19 protein-coding genes are annotated in these 18,658 nt (G+C 51.0%); 1 reads left to right on the top strand and 18 read right to left on the bottom strand.

Annotated elements, in window-relative coordinates; translation table 11 throughout:
- Positions 1–4 precede the first annotated feature (4 nt).
- The 18 genes from fliR to MN202_RS01590 form a co-directional block, all read right to left on the bottom strand.
- Entirely contained in the window at positions 5–778 is a 774-nt protein-coding gene (gene fliR / locus MN202_RS01505) for a flagellar biosynthetic protein FliR (protein ID WP_335734313.1), read from the bottom strand.
- Between the two features lie 4 nt (positions 779–782).
- Positions 783–1,052 carry a flagellar biosynthesis protein FliQ gene (gene fliQ / locus MN202_RS01510; RefSeq protein WP_335734314.1) on the bottom strand — a complete coding sequence of 90 codons (270 nt, stop codon included), beginning with the start codon at positions 1,050–1,052 and terminating at the stop codon, positions 783–785.
- The gene (gene fliP, locus MN202_RS01515; RefSeq protein ID WP_335734315.1) at positions 1,049–1,795 is read right to left on the bottom strand and encodes a flagellar type III secretion system pore protein FliP; all 747 of its coding nucleotides are present in this window, start codon (positions 1,793–1,795) and stop codon (positions 1,049–1,051) included. The genes fliQ and fliP overlap by 4 nt, the downstream gene beginning before the upstream one ends.
- Positions 1,796–1,803: 8 nt before the next feature.
- Entirely contained in the window at positions 1,804–2,370 is a 567-nt protein-coding gene (gene fliO, locus MN202_RS01520; protein ID WP_335734316.1) for a flagellar biosynthetic protein FliO, read from the bottom strand.
- Positions 2,370–2,762, bottom strand: a complete 393-nt coding sequence (fliN, locus tag MN202_RS01525; RefSeq protein WP_335734317.1) for a flagellar motor switch protein FliN — start codon at positions 2,760–2,762, stop codon at positions 2,370–2,372. Before fliN ends, fliO begins: the two co-directional genes overlap by 1 nt.
- A 5-nt stretch (positions 2,763–2,767) precedes the next feature.
- A complete protein-coding gene (gene fliM, locus MN202_RS01530) occupies positions 2,768–3,856 on the bottom strand; it encodes a flagellar motor switch protein FliM (RefSeq protein WP_335734318.1) in 1,089 nt (362 codons plus the stop codon).
- Positions 3,857–3,868: 12 nt separating this feature from the next.
- A complete protein-coding gene (gene fliL / locus MN202_RS01535) occupies positions 3,869–4,390 on the bottom strand; it encodes a flagellar basal body-associated protein FliL (protein WP_335734319.1) in 522 nt (173 codons plus the stop codon).
- Positions 4,391–4,482: 92 nt separating this feature from the next.
- Positions 4,483–6,210, bottom strand: coding sequence for a flagellar hook-length control protein FliK (locus tag MN202_RS01540; protein ID WP_335734320.1), 1,728 nt, complete (start codon positions 6,208–6,210; stop codon positions 4,483–4,485).
- A gap of 114 nt (positions 6,211–6,324) precedes the next feature.
- A complete protein-coding gene (fliJ, locus tag MN202_RS01545) occupies positions 6,325–6,774 on the bottom strand; it encodes a flagellar export protein FliJ (RefSeq protein WP_335734321.1) in 450 nt (149 codons plus the stop codon).
- Positions 6,771–8,117, bottom strand: coding sequence for a flagellar protein export ATPase FliI (fliI, locus tag MN202_RS01550; RefSeq protein ID WP_335734322.1), 1,347 nt, complete (start codon positions 8,115–8,117; stop codon positions 6,771–6,773). Before fliI ends, fliJ begins: the two co-directional genes overlap by 4 nt.
- Complete coding sequence (gene fliH, locus MN202_RS01555; protein ID WP_335734323.1) at positions 8,104–8,979, bottom strand: flagellar assembly protein FliH; 876 nt, start codon at positions 8,977–8,979, stop codon at positions 8,104–8,106. Before fliH ends, fliI begins: the two co-directional genes overlap by 14 nt.
- A 17-nt stretch (positions 8,980–8,996) precedes the next feature.
- Positions 8,997–10,031, bottom strand: coding sequence for a flagellar motor switch protein FliG (fliG, locus tag MN202_RS01560; RefSeq protein ID WP_335734324.1), 1,035 nt, complete (start codon positions 10,029–10,031; stop codon positions 8,997–8,999).
- Positions 10,024–11,721 (bottom strand): flagellar basal-body MS-ring/collar protein FliF, encoded by a 1,698-nt coding sequence (fliF, locus tag MN202_RS01565; protein ID WP_335734325.1) that lies wholly within the window; start codon positions 11,719–11,721, stop codon positions 10,024–10,026. The genes fliG and fliF overlap by 8 nt, the downstream gene beginning before the upstream one ends.
- 14 nt (positions 11,722–11,735) lie before the next feature.
- Positions 11,736–12,071, bottom strand: a complete 336-nt coding sequence (gene fliE, locus MN202_RS01570) for a flagellar hook-basal body complex protein FliE (RefSeq protein WP_335734326.1) — start codon at positions 12,069–12,071, stop codon at positions 11,736–11,738.
- 139 nt (positions 12,072–12,210) lie between these two features.
- The gene (locus MN202_RS01575; RefSeq protein WP_335734327.1) at positions 12,211–13,605 is read right to left on the bottom strand and encodes a sigma-54-dependent transcriptional regulator; all 1,395 of its coding nucleotides are present in this window, start codon (positions 13,603–13,605) and stop codon (positions 12,211–12,213) included.
- Positions 13,602–14,729, bottom strand: a complete 1,128-nt coding sequence (locus MN202_RS01580) for a sensor histidine kinase (protein WP_335734328.1) — start codon at positions 14,727–14,729, stop codon at positions 13,602–13,604. Before MN202_RS01580 ends, MN202_RS01575 begins: the two co-directional genes overlap by 4 nt.
- A 106-nt stretch (positions 14,730–14,835) precedes the next feature.
- Positions 14,836–16,284, bottom strand: coding sequence for a sigma-54 dependent transcriptional regulator (locus MN202_RS01585; RefSeq protein ID WP_335734329.1), 1,449 nt, complete (start codon positions 16,282–16,284; stop codon positions 14,836–14,838).
- Between the two features lie 110 nt (positions 16,285–16,394).
- Positions 16,395–17,189, bottom strand: coding sequence for a flagellin (locus MN202_RS01590; protein ID WP_335734330.1), 795 nt, complete (start codon positions 17,187–17,189; stop codon positions 16,395–16,397).
- Positions 17,190–17,450: 261 nt separating this feature from the next.
- Here MN202_RS01590 and MN202_RS01595 point away from each other — a divergent pair, with 261 nt between their 5' ends.
- Entirely contained in the window at positions 17,451–18,641 is a 1,191-nt protein-coding gene (locus tag MN202_RS01595) for a UDP-N-acetylglucosamine 4,6-dehydratase (protein ID WP_335734331.1), read from the top strand.
- Positions 18,642–18,658 lie beyond the last annotated feature (17 nt).

Consider the following 18,658-nt stretch of genomic DNA (forward strand, 5'->3'; position numbering starts at 1 on the left):
CCGTTTAACAACCAATCAGCCGGCAGCTGTAATCAATTGCGTGCTGCCACTGTTTGTCGTAATGAAATAAAAAGGTGTCCAGCGTTAACCACAGAATGATTAAGCCGGCCAGCATCGTAATAGGAAAACCAATCGAGAAGATATTAAGCTGTGGTGCAGCCCGGGTCATAATGCCAAAGGATAAATTCACCACCAGCATCGACACCACCGGTGCCAGTGCTATTGCCAGCGCAGTAGCAAACATCCAGCCGGCAAACTCAACCACAGTCCAGTAACTGCTGACGTCCCACCAATGGCCATTAATCGGTAGTGCGTTAAAGCTGAATACCAGCATCTGGATCATAATCAGGTGGCCATCCAGGATCCAAAACAATAAGGTTGCCAAAATAAGATAAAACTGGCCTATCGCCGGCACACTTACACCACTGGCCGGATCAACCATCGACGCAAACCCCAGACCGGTTTGGGTGGCAAGCAACTGACCTGCCAGCACAAAGGTATTAATAAACATTAGCGAAATAAAGCCCAGCGCAAAGCCAATCAGCAGCTGCAGCAATACTTCGAGCATCATATGACCAGACATTAAATCCGGGTTGGTTACCGGCGGCAGGGTCGGCATAATAATCAGGCTGATAAACACCACCAGGCCGGTTTTAATCCGCGTTGGCACATTGCGCACGCCAATACCGGCCATAATTAAAAACATACCTGTTACACGACACATTGGCAGTAAATAATCTGCCAGCGCCTGCATTAAAACCGACAGCGGAAACTCCATCTGTTTAGCCCACCACTGTTGGTATGCTCAGGAACAACTCATGGGTGTATTCCATAATAACCTGGGTAAACCAGTGGCCCCCAAACATCAGTGCCAGTAAGGTGACGATTAAGCGCGGTAAAAAGCTTAGTGTTTGTTCGTTAATTGAGGTCGCAGCCTGAAATACCGCCACGATTAAGCCGACAAACAGCGACGGCAAAATAATGGCGCTAACCAGCAAAATCACGATAAACAACGCATCGCGCAGTACATCAACAAACATTTCCGGGCTCATGTGCCAACTCCGTAGCTGGTGGCCAGCGTGCCCATTACCAAAATCCAGCCATCTACCAGCACAAACATCATCAGTTTAAACGGCAGTGAAATAATCATTGGCGACAGCATCATCATACCCATTGCCATCAGCACGCTGGCAACAACTAAATCTATGATTAAAAACGGAATAAACAACATAAAGCCAATTTGAAACGCAGTTTTAAGCTCACTGGTAATAAAGGCCGGTATCACCACAGTTATCGGATAATCCTGCGGCTGGGCAGCAATTTCCAGCCCGGCTATCTGAGCGAAGGTATCAAGATCTTTAGTACGGGTTTGATGCAGCATAAAGGCTTTGATTGGCGTTATTGCCGCATCCAACGCCTGCACCGGCGTAATTTGCTCGGCCAAATAGGGCTGAATAGCCGTGTCATTTATGTTGTTAAATACCGGCGCCATAATAAAAAAGGTTAAAAACAGCGTAATGCCAATTAATACCTGATTTGACGGGGATTGTTGTAAACCAATGGCCTGGCGCAAAATAGCCAGCACCACAATAATGCGGGTAAAACTGGTCATCATTATGACCATGGCGGGTATAAAACTTAGCGCCGTCATTAGCGCCAGCACTTGCAGCGTTACGCTATATTGCTGGCTCCCATCTGCACCTGTGGTGACAGTAACAGCTGACAAGGCTCCGTTATCGGCAAAAACATCGGGGCTTAGCACGGCTAACAGCACCACGAACAACAATCGCAACATAGCTCACACTATTTTTTTAGTAAAGATTGCAACTGTGTATGAAAGTCTGATGCCAACTTTTCTTCAGGTAGTGAATTCTCTAACTCAAACAACAAATTTATGTTGTGTGCCGTGACACCCAAAACCCGCTGTTTTCCTTGCATTTCAATAACTAACAAGCGCTCTTTCGGCCCAAGCGGCATAGTAGAAATAATTTTGATATGCCGGCTACCGGGTAGGCGCAGCGTCAATTTTTTGAATGCCCAGCCCAGCGCAATCACTATGGCTACCACGATTAACAGCGATAGTGCCATTTTACCCAGGCCCACCCCCGTCGCCGGCCGCTCAGCCGGGCTTTGCAGCGCCAGGGGTTTTACCGGCGCAGTATCGGCTGTCTGTGCCGTACTGGCCGCAGCAGGTAACAGCGAGGGCACCGTTACAGGCGCTGACGCCGTTGCAGGCCCGGCAACGGCCAGCTCAGCCTCAGTTGCCGGTGTTTGCTGCACCGCTTCTGTTTTGGCTTGGTCAGTTTGCTGTGCAACCACACTAGCCGGCAGGCAGAACAAGCACCCTATAATAATTGCAATAAAGCGCATTAACGCAGCTTCTTAATCCGCTCTATCTGACTAATAACATCAGTTAAGCGAATACCAAATTTATCATTCACCACAACCACTTCGCCATGGGCAATCAGAGTGCCATTGACCAGGACGTCCAGCGGTTCACCGGCCACCCGCTCCAGTTCCACAACTGAACCCTGGTTCAGTTGTAACAGGTTACGGATACTTATTTTCGCCCGGCCGACTTCCATTGAAATGGTAACCGGAATATCAAGAATGGTGTCCAGTTTGCGTTTTTCATCTACGGTAATGTCAGCTTTTTCATCACGTAGCTCTTCCAGTTCAACCGCTTCAGCGCCATCTCCAGCGCCTTCGGCCTCTGCCATCGCAGCGGCCCATTCGTCCATGGTGTCTTTATCATCAGCCATTTTAATTACCTTCTATCACGATCTGACAGATTCAGATCGGCTTCTAATTCAGAAATATCAGCGTCGCTGTCCAGCCGGCGCCCACCTTTGGTAAATACATGCATTTCAGATTTTACCGACTCAGGCCGTTTTATTTTCTCAATGATTTTCAGCGCGACACTTTCGCGTGAACGGCCCAGCTTGGCACGATAGGACGGCAAATCTTCAATCAGCACAGTAATATGTTCCGGTATTTCTATCGGAATAATATCGCCAGCTTTCAGTTCCATTATTTCCCGCAGCGTCAGATCCACATCCATCATCTTGGTGGTCAGATCAACTTTAACGTCCATAATTTCATCGCGCAGCGCCTTACTCCAACGCAAATCGGTGTCTTCTTTATCGCTTTGTACACCGGCATCGAGCAATTCGCGGATCGGTTCCAGCATGGAGTAAGGTAGGGCAACGTGGAAATCACCACCACCGCCATCCAATTCAATATGGAATGAACTGATGACCACCACTTCAGTCGGACTGACAATATTGGCCATTGCCGGGTTAACTTCAGAGTCGAGATATTCAAACGACACATCCATCACCGGTGCCCAGGCTTCTTTGTAGTCTTCAAAAATCAGTTTTAACAACATCTGGATAATACGCCGTTCGGTTGGCGTAAATTCACGGCCTTCAATTTTGGCATGGTAGCGGCCATCACCGCCGAAGAAGTTATCTACCAAAATAAAAACTAACCGCGCTTCCATTGTGATAAGGCCAGTGCCTTTCAGCGGTCTGAACCGCACCATATTTAAACTGGTAGGTACGAACAGGGTATGCACATATTCGCCAAACTTAATCATTTGCACACCGTTAATCGACACTTCTGCGGTGCGGCGCATCATGTTAAATAAACTGATGCGCATATGACGGGCAAAACGCTCGTTAACCATTTCCAGAGTGGGCATACGGCCGCGCACAATACGATCCTGTGAGGAGAAATCGTATTCCATCGCGGAACGGCCCCGGCCTTCGCCGGACTCGTCTATTTCTTCTTCTTCGACGTCATCAACACCATGTAACAGCGCATCAATTTCGTCTTGTGACAGTAAATCGGTCACGGCTGCTCACTCTTATTGCATCACAAAACCGGTGAACAACACCTCGTCCACCACCACTGAACCTACTACTTCTATCATCGCCTGTTGCAAATCGCTTAAGGCTTTATTTTTTAGTGCATCACGGCCGGCCACAGTCACCAGTTCATCCGCATTGGACGAGCTGAAAGTTTCCAACAGCGCCCCTTCTATCAAAGGTATATGCCGCATCGCCAGTGTATGGTTATTGTCGCCTCTAACCAGTAACTGCACCTTAATCTGTACCATTCTGTCACGCGATGCACCCGGCACGTTAAACACAAAGGGCTTGGGCAACGGCACATAGAGCGCACTGCCTTTGGCTTCAACAGCTCCTGCCGCCTGATCTGAGCCGGCGCTCGTTTGACTTGCGCCGTCTGCCTCTGCTGTACTGCTACCGCCAGAAAACATAAAAAAGCCCGCAACAGCCAGTACCACAACCAATACCGCGGCACCAATAATTATCCACTTTTTCTTGCCGCCACCTTCGGCGATCACTAAATCTTTTTCTGCTGCCATACCCTGCCCCTTAATTGCACCGTTAACCATTATGCTCAGAGCCTGATGCTAAAGTAAATCAAGCCTGCTCTGATTGCTGCAGTAACATACTGCTATGCATAATAATCAACCAGCCTGTCGGATGGCGCAACCTTTAGCTGAGTTTGTATGCTGTCGTCGCCTAAGCCATCGTCAGCTGTACCCTGTTGCCGCCCCTGGCTATTGTGCTGCTGCCGCTCAGATAATTGGCGTTCCTGCTGCGACTGCTGCTGCACACTGCCTTCGCCCAGGACAATACCTTGCTGCTGCAACAATTCGCGTAAGCGCGGCAATTGTTGTTCCAGTAACTCTTTAGCCTGAGGTTGTTGCACGACAAACTGCACATTGGTTTGCTCTTGTTGCACATCAATTTTTATCTGCATCTGGCCCAGGCCGGCCGGATCAAGCCGGATTTCCGCTACCTGAATATTTTGCCGCAGCATAATGCTTACCCGCTGCTGTAACTGGCCGGCGGCATCATGTTGCTGCAAATTAAGGCTTTGCTTTAACTGCTCAGTCGCCGATTTAGTGACGACTTTGCTGCTGTGTGTTTGCTGACGGCTTTCAGCACTGTGCAAACTGCTGACAAAACTGGTTTCACCCCGCGCCGGCTCTGCAACTGGTTTTGTGCTGCTGTTGTGGCTTGCCAGCGCTGCAAACTGGCGCTCAGATTGCGCCTGACCTTGCTGTTGCTGCTGAGTACCCTGTTCAGCGGCAGCGCTTTTACTTAAATTAGCCGAATCAGCTTTAGGGCTGAGTTTTTCACTGCCGGAGTTGCTAAGCGCTGACTTGTCGTCCGCTTTGCCATCGTTTTTTGCTTTGATCTGGCTGCTCACTGTAGATACCGGTTCTGCCGTTAACACCGGGCTGGCTTGGGTTACGGCTTCTGTTAGCGTTTCAGTTGGCTTAGTGATGCTGGCAGTGGCTGACGCAGTGCGGTTTTTAACCGGTTCAGCCTTATCCGGGCCTGTACTGGCAGCCCCAGGGCTTAGTTTGGCAGCATCTCCATGTTGATTTTGCTGCTGCGCCAGCTCAGCATCAGGTGATACAGCACTGTCTGGCGCGGCCTCTCCCACAGTAAGAGCTGTCTGGCTTTGCCCCGCAGTTGGTTGTGCATCAGACGACACACCGGCTGCAAGACTATCTGCGGTTTGAGCAACAGTTGGTGTTGCAGCTTTTGCAGCGTCATTAGCCAGCTGTTTTGTCTGGCTACTATCAGAATTGGCTGTTGCGGCATCTTCTGCCATGCCGGTATCAGCGGCCGGCTTAGTGTCTACTGTGATTGATTTACTATCGGCAGCCAGCGCAGGTTGCTGTTTTCCTGACAGGCTGCTGTCAGCTTCCGCATCAGTGTCGCTATCAGTTTCAGTTTGAGTTTCAGTTTGGTCAAGGGCTAGCTCAACTGTCGCTTCGCCTTCGGCAGTCGCAACCTCGCTGTCAGCCTCAGCTTTATCAGCAGGTTGGTTTTTTAGCGCAATTTGCAGCAACAAGCTGTTCGCTAAGGCTGGATCATCGCTACTTGCGGCATCGGGGTTTGTTGCCTGCAACATCGCCGCACTAAGCGCCGACAATTCACTGCCAGCGGCAGAGAACTGCCGCTGGCCTAAGCCTGCCTTGCCGCTGTTTGCCGGTTGCACCATCCCTTGCAACAACGCACTAAAACCACTGCCCTGCTCTACATCACCCTCATCAGTCTGTGGCAGCTGATTATCGGCTGTCTGGGCATTGGCCGCTTTAGTATCTGAAGTTAGCGTAATATCTGCGCCTAACATCAGCATTGAAATCGATAACGCTTGCGTCATGTGTTACCCCACTTTGGCCGGCGTCCAGCGCTGCCATAATTCCGCTTTCGTCTGCTTTACCATTTACTTATTCAAACTTATTCAAGTTTCGGGCCAGTATTTACCAAAACTGCGCTAAAGCTGTACAGCCTGGGCGCGGCTATACAACTGGCTGGCATATTCATCGGCATTTTTTTGCTCTTCTCTTAACTGACGCAGTAACTCAGCCTGCTCACCACGTTGTACCAATAACTCCAGTGCTTTACGCTTTTTTTGCATCGCCAGCCAGCTTTGTTTACGTTGCTCGGCTGCGGCTCTGGCTTGATGCACGGCACGGCCCTGCTGCAATATTGCCTGGTCCAGTTTGGCGATAAAATTAACAAACTGACTGTACTGCCGGCTTTGTAAACCTGCAGCGCCCTGTTGTTGGCTTTGCCGAATATAGTCGGTACGATAATTCGCCAGCCCCTGATATTTTTGCTCCGCCTGCTGATAAAACTGCTGCGCGGCAACAAATTGCGCCTGCAACTTCTCTTCACGTTGCTGTTGTATAGTAATGAGCATGCTAAAGCGGTGGTTAATCATAGGCCGTTTCCTTTCGCTTGCGGCTGCAACTGATACAGCCCTTGCAGGCTGTCATCGTAGGCTACAACATCATGCATGCCCTGCTGCAAAAAAGCGTTAATTCTTGGCATCATCGCGATGGCTTTATCCAGTTGCGGATCGCTGCCGCGCACATAAGCGCCGATAGCGATCAGATCTTTACTTTGCTGGTAACTGGAATACAGCTGTTTAATGCCACGCGCCATGTGCTGATGTTCAAGGCTGGTCACCGCCGGCATCACCCGGCTGATAGATTTTTCGACATCTACTGCCGGAAAATGCCCGGCATCGGCCAGGGCGCGCGACAACACTATATGGCCATCTAAAATGGCCCGCGATGCATCGGCAATAGGGTCCTGTAAGTCATCACCTTCAGACAACACGGTGTAAAAAGCCGTGATGGACCCCTGGTTGCCACTGCCATTACCGGCCCGCTCTACCAGAGCCGGCAACTTGGCAAATACCGACGGCGGGTAACCTTTGGTCGCCGGCGGCTCACCAACGGCCAGTGCTATTTCACGTTGCGCCTGGGCATAGCGGGTAATAGAGTCAATCAGCAACAATACGTCCAGTCCCTGATCCCGAAAGTACTCAGCCACCTGCACTGCGGTCTCACAGCCTTTAAGCCGCATCAGCGGTGATACATCAGCCGGCGCGGCAATGACCACCGAACGTTGCTTACCTTCATCGCCGAGTATTTCATCAATAAATTCTTTAACTTCCCGGCCGCGCTCCCCCACCAGCCCGACGACAATTACATCTGCCGAGGTACCGCGGGTCATCATACCCAGTAACACACTTTTACCAACGCCAGAGCCGGCAAACAAGCCCATACGCTGGCCTTTGCCGACAGTAAGTATGCTGTTGATGGCCCTGACACCGACATCCAGCGGTTGTTTAATGGGCCGACGGTTTAGCGGGTTTATCGGCTTAGCCTTAATACCGCCGAACTGTTTAGCCGCTATCGGCCCTTTGCCGTCCAGCGGGCTACCGACACCGTCTATCACCCGCCCCAGCAGGTTCATGCTCAGTGGTACACCTTTATAATTCAGCATCGGCGTGACTTTAGCACCAGGCACCACACCAGAAACATCGTCTTTGGGCATCAAAAAAATACGGTCATTGGCAAAGCCAACCACTTCGGCCATGATATCGCCGCGCGCGGTCTCGACGCTGCAGGGCTGACCAATGGCCGCGCTGCAGCCGGTGGCTTCCAGCGTCAGGCCGACAACCCGTACCAGATGACCCGCGACAGCTGGCCTGGACGGATGCACATACTGCTGTTGCAATTGCAAAAAGCGGCTAAGTGTTTCACTGCTGGCCATCGTCCACCTCTTGCCCGTCAGTGGCTGCAGTTGGCACAGCACTGTTTTGCTCTGCTGACTCAGTACTGTCTTGCAATTGAATAAAATGTTCCAGACTGCTTTGCAACCGCTGCGACAGGCTGCGATCGACACTTGAGCGTGCGGTTTCAACCAGGCAGCCGCCCTGCGCGACGGTGGCATCGGCCTGTAACTGCCAGCCACGTTCAGCCAGCTGTGCTGTCGGGTAAAATTGCCCGATCACGGCCACATCATTCGGGTGTAACCTAATCCGGATCTGGGCGGCATCCAGCGGCAAGGCCGAGGTGGCCTCTGTTACTGCCTGCAATATAACTTTGGGGTTAGTTTGTACTTCTACCGCAATAACAGCCTGCGCCATTGCCAGGCTCAGTTGCAGCAATTGTTGTTCTACTTTGCGATCGACACTGGCCAGCGGCTTTTGCATTTGTTCAATCAGGCCGGTTAACTGCGCCAAACGCTCGGTCAGCTCTTGTTCGCCCTGGGCCAGTCCCTGCTTTTTGCCTTCAGCCTGCCCCTGTAATAACCCATCCTGCGTGCCTTGCTCACGGCCTTCGCTATAGCCTTTGCTAAAGCCTTCTTCTTTGCCTAGTGCAAAGCCTTCGTCGTAAGCGGCCTGGCGTATTTGTTCAATATCCTCAGCTGTCAAAGGTTTGACAACGACTTCCTCTTCCAGCTCTTGCCTGACTTTACGTGCTTGCGGCAACGTCAGGTTAAGCGCATTAGTACGGCCGGTGTCGGGGCGGCTTTCATTGGTCAGATCCGGCGTATGCCAGTGCTCTAGCTGCTGCTCAGTGGCATCATCCGGTGAAAACGGCCGCTTATACTTAAAGCCATCTGTTGTCATGGCTACCTCAGTCTAACTTACAGGAAGTCATCGCCACCGCCACTACCAAGCATAATCTCGCCGGCATCAGACAGACGGCGGGCAATCGACAGAATTTCTTTCTGCGCGGCCTCAACGTCGCTAACCCGCACCGGTCCCATCGCTTCCAGATCATCTGTTAATAGTTCAGCTGCCCGTTTCGACATGTTTCTCAGGATTTTCTCTTTCAGATTTTCGTCCGTGCCTTTCAGAGCTTTCATCAGCACATCCTGCTGAATTTCACGCAACAAGGTTTGAATACCGCGATCGTCCACATCGACCAGATTTTCGAATACGAACATCAGATCCTGAATTTGTTGTGCCATTTCTTCGTCATGCTCACGGATCGAATCCATCAGCTGGCCTTCAATATTGGTATCCATATAGTTGAGAATATCGGCCGCCGCTTTTAAGCCGCCCATTTTCGCGGTCTGGGTACCAGCCTGACCAGCAAACTGTTTCTCCATAATTTCGTTTAACTCCTGCAATGCGGCTGGCTGCACTTCTTCCAGATTGGCGATACGCATGGTTAAATCCAGCCGTACCTTTTCCGGGAATTGCGATAAAATCTCTGCCGATTGCTCCGGCTCCAGATAAGACAATACGATGGTCTGGATCTGCGGGTGCTCGTTGCGGATAATATTGGCAACCTGCTTAGAGTCCATCCATTTTAACGAGTCCAGACCTTTGGCCCCGCCACCCAGCACTATCTGGTCAATCAGATTTGCTGCTTTTTCTTCACCCAGCGCAGCGGTCAGTGCCCGTTTAATAAACTCTTCACTCTGGAAGCCGATGGTGCTGAAATTCTGGATCTGCTCTATAAACAAGCGATGCACAGCAGAGATTTTCGCCTGGTTCAGATCGGTCATCTGCGCCATTGCCAAACCAACTTTTTGCACCTGCTTTGGTTCTAAGTGCTTTAAAATCTGCGCAGCATCTTCTTCTGACAAACTTAGCAATAAGATCGCGGCCTTTTCAACACCGTCCAGTTTGCCTACATCAAACGCAGGCTTTGTTGCTTCTATGCTACTCATCTTCAGCCAACCAGTTTTTCACTACCAGGGAAGACAGTTCCGGCTCGTTCGCAACCAGAGCCCGCACTGCGCGTAATAAATCATCATCACCATGTAAATCCGGTAACATCAGTGTACCATCTGCAGCAAAACCTACGGCATTTTCATCAAAGCTGGAGCTAAGCATATCGATGGTATCGTCGCCTAAATCCAAGCCGCTGCTTAGGGCATTATCATCATAAGTATCTTTGGTATCTTCTGGGTAAATCAGTTTTTTCAGCATTGGCTTAATCACTGCCAGGATCAGCACTATGATTATCAGGCCGCCAATCGCCAGGCGCACAACCCGTAAAAACCATTCTTCTTCATAGAAATTAGGCGCTGGTGGCTCTACCACTTCGTCGCGCATAAAGGGGACTGAAATCACTTCAATCATGTCTCCACGCTGGGCATCAAAACCGACGCCACCTTGCAGCAAGCGGCGAATATTGGCCAGCTCGGCCTGGGTGCGGGCTTCTGGTTCGCCATTGGCATTGGCTTTGTAGTCGATTGCTACAGATACGCTTAAACGACGGATCACCCCGCTTTGCTGCGAAATATGGCTGATAGTGGTGTCCAGCTCGTAATTGCGGGTGGCTTCTTTGCTGTTGCGACCTGGTATTACCGGCTGCGCACCGGTGCCGGTGGCCTGCTCCGGAATAGTAGAATTTAACGGCGGCTGGTTAGACAGCGCTCCGGGAATGCCGCCACTTAAACCGCCCACGGTGTTTTCTTCAATGGTCATTTCACTGCGCACGGCTGGCAAATCCGGGTTAAAACGTTTTTGCGTCTGCTCTGTGGCGGTAAAATCCATATGTAAGTCGACTTGCGCGGTATAGTTTCCGTAACCGAGCACCGGCATTAAAATAGAATCCACTTTTTGCCGGTATTCTTCTTCACGGGTGCGCTGTAATTCGTACTCTTTGCGCGAACGTGCCGAGCTGGCATCTTGCGAGCCGCTGTTTAGCAGCCGGCCATTCTGATCGGTTACCGTTACCCGTGAAGGCGACAATCCCTGCACCGCAGAGGCAACGATATCAACTATGGCGTCGACTTCGCTGTCGCGGATCACAGTACCACCTCGCGCGGTCACCAGCACGGTAGCGCTGGGTAGCTTTTCTGCCCGGGCAAATACGTTTTCTTTAGGGATTGCCAGTAACACACGGGCGCGGGACACGCTTTGCAGCTCTTCAATGGTACGCGCCAGTTGCTGTTCGCGGCTGTGCTTTAAACGCTCCATTTCCAGGCGCTGGCTGACACCAAAGCCGCTATCCTGCAGCAAAAACTCGGTACCACTGGATGGTTCCTGGGTTAAACCGGCACGCGATAACGACAAGCGCACGGTCTGAAATTGGTCTTCAGCAATATAAATAACATTGCCTTCTAATGAATAGGGGATCTTTTGTGCATCCAGATGGTCCAGCGTTTGAATCAGTTCCTGCGTCTGAAAGGTACCCAGCGGACGCATTTCTGGCTGGCGTGCCCACATAATAATCAGTATCGCTATTGCCAGACAGATAGTCAGCGCGACGATCATGGTAATTTGCCGTACCAGATCTGTACCGCCTAAAGACCCGATAAAGCCGGATTTTTGCTCCTGCTGCTCGCTGCTGTTGCCGCTGTTAAAGTTGTCGCCGCTTAGCGTCAGCTCGGTGGATTGATTGTCAGCCACTGCTTAATCCTCCGTTATACCGGCATCGACATAATGTCTTTGTAGGCTTCTACCAGCTTGTTGCGTACCTGTACGGTCGCTTCAAATGCCAGTGATGATTTTTGGCTGGCTATCATTACCTGCGCCAGCGACATATTCGGATCACCCATTTCAAAGGCGGTGCGCATTTTGCCGGTTTGCTGCTGCAAGCCATTGACATGGCTTAGTGCGTCTTTAAACATGCTGCCAAAATCAGACTGACTAGGGTTAACTTCAGCATTGTTTTGCAGTTTCAGCTCATTACCCACGGCTCTGGCCTGGCCGGCCAGCGACTGCATTTCGGCGTAAAGAGCCTGACCTTTAATATTCATAGCGTCACCTGTCAAAATTTTGCTGTAGCAAATAGTAAACAGGATAAAGCAGGAGTTATGCCACTTTTAAAGTGATGATTTTAAATGAAAAAGCCCTTACTTTAACAAACTAAGGGCTTTTAATTGGCTGAAGTTGGCATCAGGCGGGAATATCGATACCCGATTCACGCATTCGTGCCAGTTTATACCGCAAAGTGCGATCACTAATACCAAGCTTACGTGCCACGTCGGCACGCCGGTACGCACATTCGCGCAGCGTTGCCAGAATAATGCGATGCTCTTGCTGGTGTACGCTTTGTTTAAAGCTGGCCTGATCGCACTCCTCTGTCTCAGGTTCCGCTACCGGCTCTGCTGTCTGCAGTGCCACCGCCTGCGGCACAGCGGCTACCTGACTTGCAACACTGCCCAGATCCAGTTGCTGCAACATGATATCGGCAGCACTGATGTCGTCGCTGCTGGCAATGATCAGCGCCCGCTGCATTACGTTGTCCAGCTCCCTTACATTGCCCGGCCAGTGATATTGCGCCAGACATTGCCCGGCTTCAGCCGTCAGGCGGGCACCGGGCCGGCCAGATGCTGCAGCATGACGCGCCAGTAAATGCCAGGCCAGCGGAATAATGTCTTCTGGCCGTTCACTCAGTGCCGGCCACGCCAGCGGAAATACATTCAGCCGGTAAAACAGATCCTCGCGAAAGCGGCCCTGGGCTACGGCCTGGCGTAGGTCCCGGTTGCTGGTTGCCAGAATGCGTACGTCCAGTTTAATGGTTTTGCGACCGCCTAAACGTTCAACTTCCCGCTCCTGCAATACCCGCAGCAATTTGGCTTGCAGGTTCAAATCCATTTCGGTAATTTCATCCAGCAGCAAAGTGCCCTGCTGGGCTTGCTCAAACTTACCCGGGCAGGCGTTTATAGCACCGGTAAAGGCGCCTTTTTCATAGCCAAACAAGGTAGACTCCAGCATATTTTCTGGTATCGCGGCGCAGTTAATGGCAACAAAAGGGCCACTGCTGCGGCCTGATAGCTGATGAATATAACGCGCCAGTACTTCTTTGCCTGAGCCACTGGGCCCGCTAATCATGACACTGGCATCGGTTTTCGCGACTCTGGCGCACAGGGCAAGCAACTGCTTGCTGGCCGGTGCGGCAACTACAGGTTCAACATTAGAGGCGGTATTTGCTACAACATAACGGCCCACCGTGCTTACCAGCACTTCAGGTGAAAATGGCTTGGCCAGATAGTCAACAGCCCCAAGCCGGATAGCTTCTACTGCCGCCTGCACTGTGGCATAAGCCGTCATCATTAATACCGGTAGATTGGGATAGTGCTCACGCAGGGTTTTCAGCAGCGTTAAACCCGATACACCGGCCATCTGCACATCACTGACAACCAACTGCACTTTATGCTGTTTAAGTAGCAACAATGCCTCTTCCGCACTGCAGGCACTTAACACCTGATATTGCGCCAGCTGCAGCGTATCCTGTAATGCTTCGCGTAAACCGGCATCGTCTTCAACCAACAGTATCTGCTGTGTCATAGCACGTCCCCCTGCGTCTGCTTTAACTGATGCTGCGGCAGTGTGAGCTGAAAACAGGCTCCACCGTCAGCAGCGGCACTATAACGCACCGAGCCCTGATGTGACGTTGCCACAGCCTGCACTACCGCCAGGCCAAGGCCATTGCCATCGGCGCGCCCGGTAACAAAGGGCTCGAACAAATCAGCTTGTAGCTGTGCAGGTACGCCCGGGCCATTGTCACTGACACTGATGCTGAGATAACCGGCTTTATCGCTATCTGCTGCCATACCCAATGCAATCTGCGCGGCTGCGCCTGCAGCCTGTAAGCTATTCTGGATCAGGTTCATCAACGCACCGCACAGCGCATTCTGGTTTCCCAAAATGTACAGAGGCTGCTCTGGCAGTTGTACCGTTAGCCGTGCCCCAGCAGCACTAATGCAGGCTTCTGCAGCCGCCTGCACCGCAGCCGCCAGCTCGGTTGTACTAACAACACTAACAGCCTGAGCACTGTCAGGCCGGGCAAACAGCAACATATCATTTAATTGCTGTTCTAAATCCTGTAAGCGGGATTGCAGCTTATGCTGGAACTGCTGCTGTTGTTGCAGTGTTATACGCGGGTTAGCCAGGTTTTGCGCATATAGCAAGGCAGCAGACAGCGGTGTACGAATTTGATGAGCCAGCGACGCCATCATCTTGCCCAGCGCAGACAACCGCTGCATATGGCTAAGCCGGCTTTGCAGTTGCCGGGTTTGGGTAAGATCCGTCAACATAATGAGCTGCCCCGGCTGGGTATAGGCCGTTTTACTTAGTAAAGCGCTGATTTCCAGCTTTACCCTGCGGCCATCTTGTAGTGACACTTCCAGGCCATCATCACTGCGCGGGCGAAAACAGCGTTTAATCAGATTGAACCACAATTGGCCCACTAGAGGTTCACCCAGCATGCTAAGTGCCGCCGGATTGGCCTGATACACCATACCACGCTGATCCAGCAGGATCACCGCCGCCGGCAGTGCATTAAGTACCGGATCTTGCAGTTCACTGTGAATTAAATGCAGTGTGCCGGCAGCGTCAGCCTGTATTGTCGTATAGTGTCGCTGACGGCTCTGGCCAGCTGGCGACAGCTCGTAAGCATTGGCCGTTGTCATACATACCCCCGGGGAAAACATCCTGGACGTACAATGCAGACTTTATGCCATTAAAAAGTTGTTTTATTTCAAACCATTAGATGTGTCAAATCACTGACAGAGGCAATTACTCTTCTTTACCCAGGTTATACTTACGCATTTTTTCCACCAGGGTTGTGCGGCGCAATCCCAATACTTCAGCAGCGCGGGCGACGACAAACTCGTGCCGTTCCAATGCCTGCGAAATAAAACGAATTTCAAGTTCAGCCAGATACTCTTTTAAATCCAGTCCCTGCTCCGGTAAGTGTTGTATACCAGCGTCGTCGCTATAGTCTGTGCTATAGCTAGCGTCGTCGGCATCATCATCCGCGCCCTGAAACATTTCATTGAGTAAATCGCGCTCTTGCAAACTTTCCGGGTACTGCGGCACATAGCTGTCGACATCCAGATGACGGTATTTTTGTGGCAACTCAGCCACATCTACCACCTGATCCGGATACATTATTACCATCCGTTCCAGCAAATTCGCCAGCTCGCGCACATTACCCGGCCAGCTGTGCAGTTGCATACTTTGCATTGCATGTTCGGTAAACTTCACCTGGGCTTCGTGGCTGCTGTTAAGCCGGCGCATCAGTTCATGCACCAGCAGCGGCAAGTCTTCCGGCCGCTGAGCCAGGGCCGGCGTATCGATTGGAAACACATTTAACCGGTAGTACAAATCTTCGCGAAAACTGTCCGCGGCTATCATTTGCTCTAAGTCACGGTGGGTGGCCGCTACTATGCGAACATCGGCCTTTATAGCACTGGTACCGCCAACACGTTCATAAGTCCGTTCCTGCAGTACCCTAAGCAACTTCACCTGCATGTTAAGCGGCATATCGCCTATTTCGTCCAAAAACAGGGTACCGCCCTGCGCCAGTTCAAACCGGCCTTTGCGGGTTGAAATAGCACCGGTAAAGGCGCCTTTTTCATGACCAAACAGCTCGCTTTCCAGCAGCTCTGCCGGTATGGCACCACAATTAATGGGTACAAACGGTCCGTTAGCACGATGCGATAATAAATGAATATTGCGGGCAACCACTTCTTTACCGGTACCGGAAGGCCCCAGCACTAATACGTTGGCATCGGTTTTTGCCACCTGAGTGATTAAAAAGCGCACTTGTTGCATGGCATCGGAATTACCCACCATGCCGTCAAATTTTGTGTTGTGGTCCTGGCGTTGCAATGGCAACAAACGATGGTACTGCTGGCTATCGCGCAACAACTGTGTCAAAGACGTATATGCAAAGGGTTCGGCCAGCAAACCAACGGCGTTAGCATATTGCAACAGTGGTTTTTGTGTTTCACCCAGCAGTAAAAACGCCGTGGCAGGATAAGCCTGGATCAAACTGTCAGCCTGATGCTGCGACAAAGCGCCCAACATGACCACCGCAGGTTCAGCTGCGGCTAAACGCTGCTGCAGCTGCGCAGCACTGATGCATTGGTGCGGCTCATTAATAAAGCCCAGTACCGTGCTTAAGCGGCTGCTGCGTTCTGACAGTTCATCAACAATATACAGTAACGGTGTTTGCGCCATGCCAATGCTTTTTATTATGTTTTACCAGCATTGTACTAACCGGGCGCGCTGTTGCAAGGAAAAACGCTATTTTTTTGACACTGCGTCAAAAAAATAGCGTACAACCCGCGCTAAGCCAGCAACTGCAGCGTCTGCTCCTGACTGATCCGTGCCTGGGCGCGCACAGCGATGGATGCATTTGCCAGCACATCGGCCGAGGCTTTTTTAGCGCTGGCATCAGCAAAATCGGCATCTTCTATGCGGCTTCTGGCCTGCGCCTGATTAATCTGCTGATTATTCAGATTGCGGGCCTGCGCCGCAAAGCTGTTAATGCTGGCACCGGCATCAGCTTGCAAGCCGCTGACATACTCTGTGGCCTGTGTCAGCGTTGTATTCGCGGCGGCAGCGCCGGCCTGCGTGGTGAGATCAATGCTAAACACATTTTGCGATGTCAGCGCTGCGCCAACATCTTCAACCTTCAGGTTTAGATTGCTCTGGCCGCTGTTAAAGGCAATATCTTTATCGTTAAACAGCGACACACCGCCGAAACTGGCGGTTTGCAGCGTATTTTGCGCGTTATCAAGATACCCCTGCGCCTGCTGCTGCAATGCCTGTCGATCGGCGTCAGTGTAAATGCCATTGCCAGCAGCTACTGCCAGCGTATTTACTTCGGTTAAATCATTATTTATGTTTTGCAGGCTTTGCTCGTATACCTGCGCCAGGCCTATGCCATCATACAAATTGCGTTGCCCTTGCACCGCTTCATTTACTGTACTGGTTAGCCGGTTGGCTATTTGCAGCCCGGCAGCATCGTCTGCTGCGCTGTTAATCCGTTTGGCACTGGCCAGCTTTTCGGCTTGCTTTTGTTGGGTTTGCAGTAAGTTATTCAGCCTTTCCTGCCCCTGGGGTTGATTGCCAATTTTCATCATCTGCTCCGCTACGTGAATTAATCTGCTACACGGCGGTTGATATGGCTAGGCCAGCCATACCTAATCGCGTTTCTGTATTATAGCTGTTAGCCCCCAGCCTTTCAGCCATAGCGGCAGATTTAAAGCAGAATGTTATTTAAATGCCTGATATAGTTGATATAGCATCTGAGTAAATCAGGGCAAAACAGTTAAGTTTTTGCCCGTAGCGCCGATACAACGGCTAAGCACACCGTTTTATCGCCTCGCGGAGACCCATAGGTGACAGATATTTTAGCGCTGATAGGCCGCAGCCAGCCTTTATTTACTGACGATATTGCCAGCCACGAAGCCAGACTGAGCCAAGCTGTGTCGCACAGCCGTTTTCTGGTATTAGGTGGCGCCGGCTCCATTGGTCAGGCCGTTTGCAAAGAAATCTTCCGCCGCCAGCCGGAAAAACTGCATGTCGTGGATATTAGTGAAAATAACCTGGTTGAACTGGTGCGGGATATCCGCTCAGGCCTGGGCTATATCAACGGCGATTTTCAGACCTTCGCACTGGACATCGGCTCGGTAGAATTTGATGCCTTTTATGCGGCAGACGGTCAGTACGATTATGTGCTAAACCTGTCTGCACTAAAGCATGTGCGTAGCGAAAAAGACCCCTACACCCTGATGCGGATGATAGAGGTCAATATACTCAATACCGATAAAACCATAAGGCTGGCTAAACAACACGGCTGTAAAAAGTATTTTTGCGTGTCTACCGACAAAGCAGCGAATCCGGTTAACATGATGGGTGCCTCCAAGCGCATCATGGAGTTGTTTTTGCAGCATCACAGCACAGAATTGTGTATCTCAACAGCACGATTTGCCAATGTGGCATTTTCTGATGGCTCTTTGCTGCATGGCTTTAATCAACGTTTGGAAAAACAACAACCTATAGCCGCTCCTAACGATATAAAACGGTATTTTGTTACGCCACAAGAATCCGGTGAACTGTGCCTGATGTCATGCATTTTCGGCGATAACGGCGATATTTTCTTTCCTAAACTGAGTGAAAAACTGCACCTGATCACTTTTGCAGACATAGCACTGAAATACCTGCAGCAACGTGGCTATAGTGCCGTGGTGTGTGACAACGAACAGCAGGCGCGTGAACAGGTGCAGCCGCTAAGCAAAGCAAACAAATGGCCTTGTGTATTTGGCAGCAGCGACACCACCGGCGAAAAAGACTTTGAAGAGTTTTTCACCGCCGACGAGCGCTTAGATATGCAACGTTTTGCTCAGTTAGGTATTGTTAAAAATCTGCCGCAGGCGCAGCCTGACATTCTGCAACACTTTGTACAACGTATTGCCGCGCTAAAGCAGGCAAAGCAATGGACAAAAGCGGATTTAGTCGAGTTATTTCAGCAGATGCTGCCACAGTTTGGCCACAAAGAAACCGGCCGTTATCTGGACAGCAAAATGTAACCGTGGAGCCTGAGCTG

Origin of the sequence: Rheinheimera muenzenbergensis, from assembly GCF_036984005.1 — a bacterium.
Lineage (GTDB): Bacteria > Pseudomonadota > Gammaproteobacteria > Enterobacterales > Alteromonadaceae > Alishewanella > Alishewanella muenzenbergensis.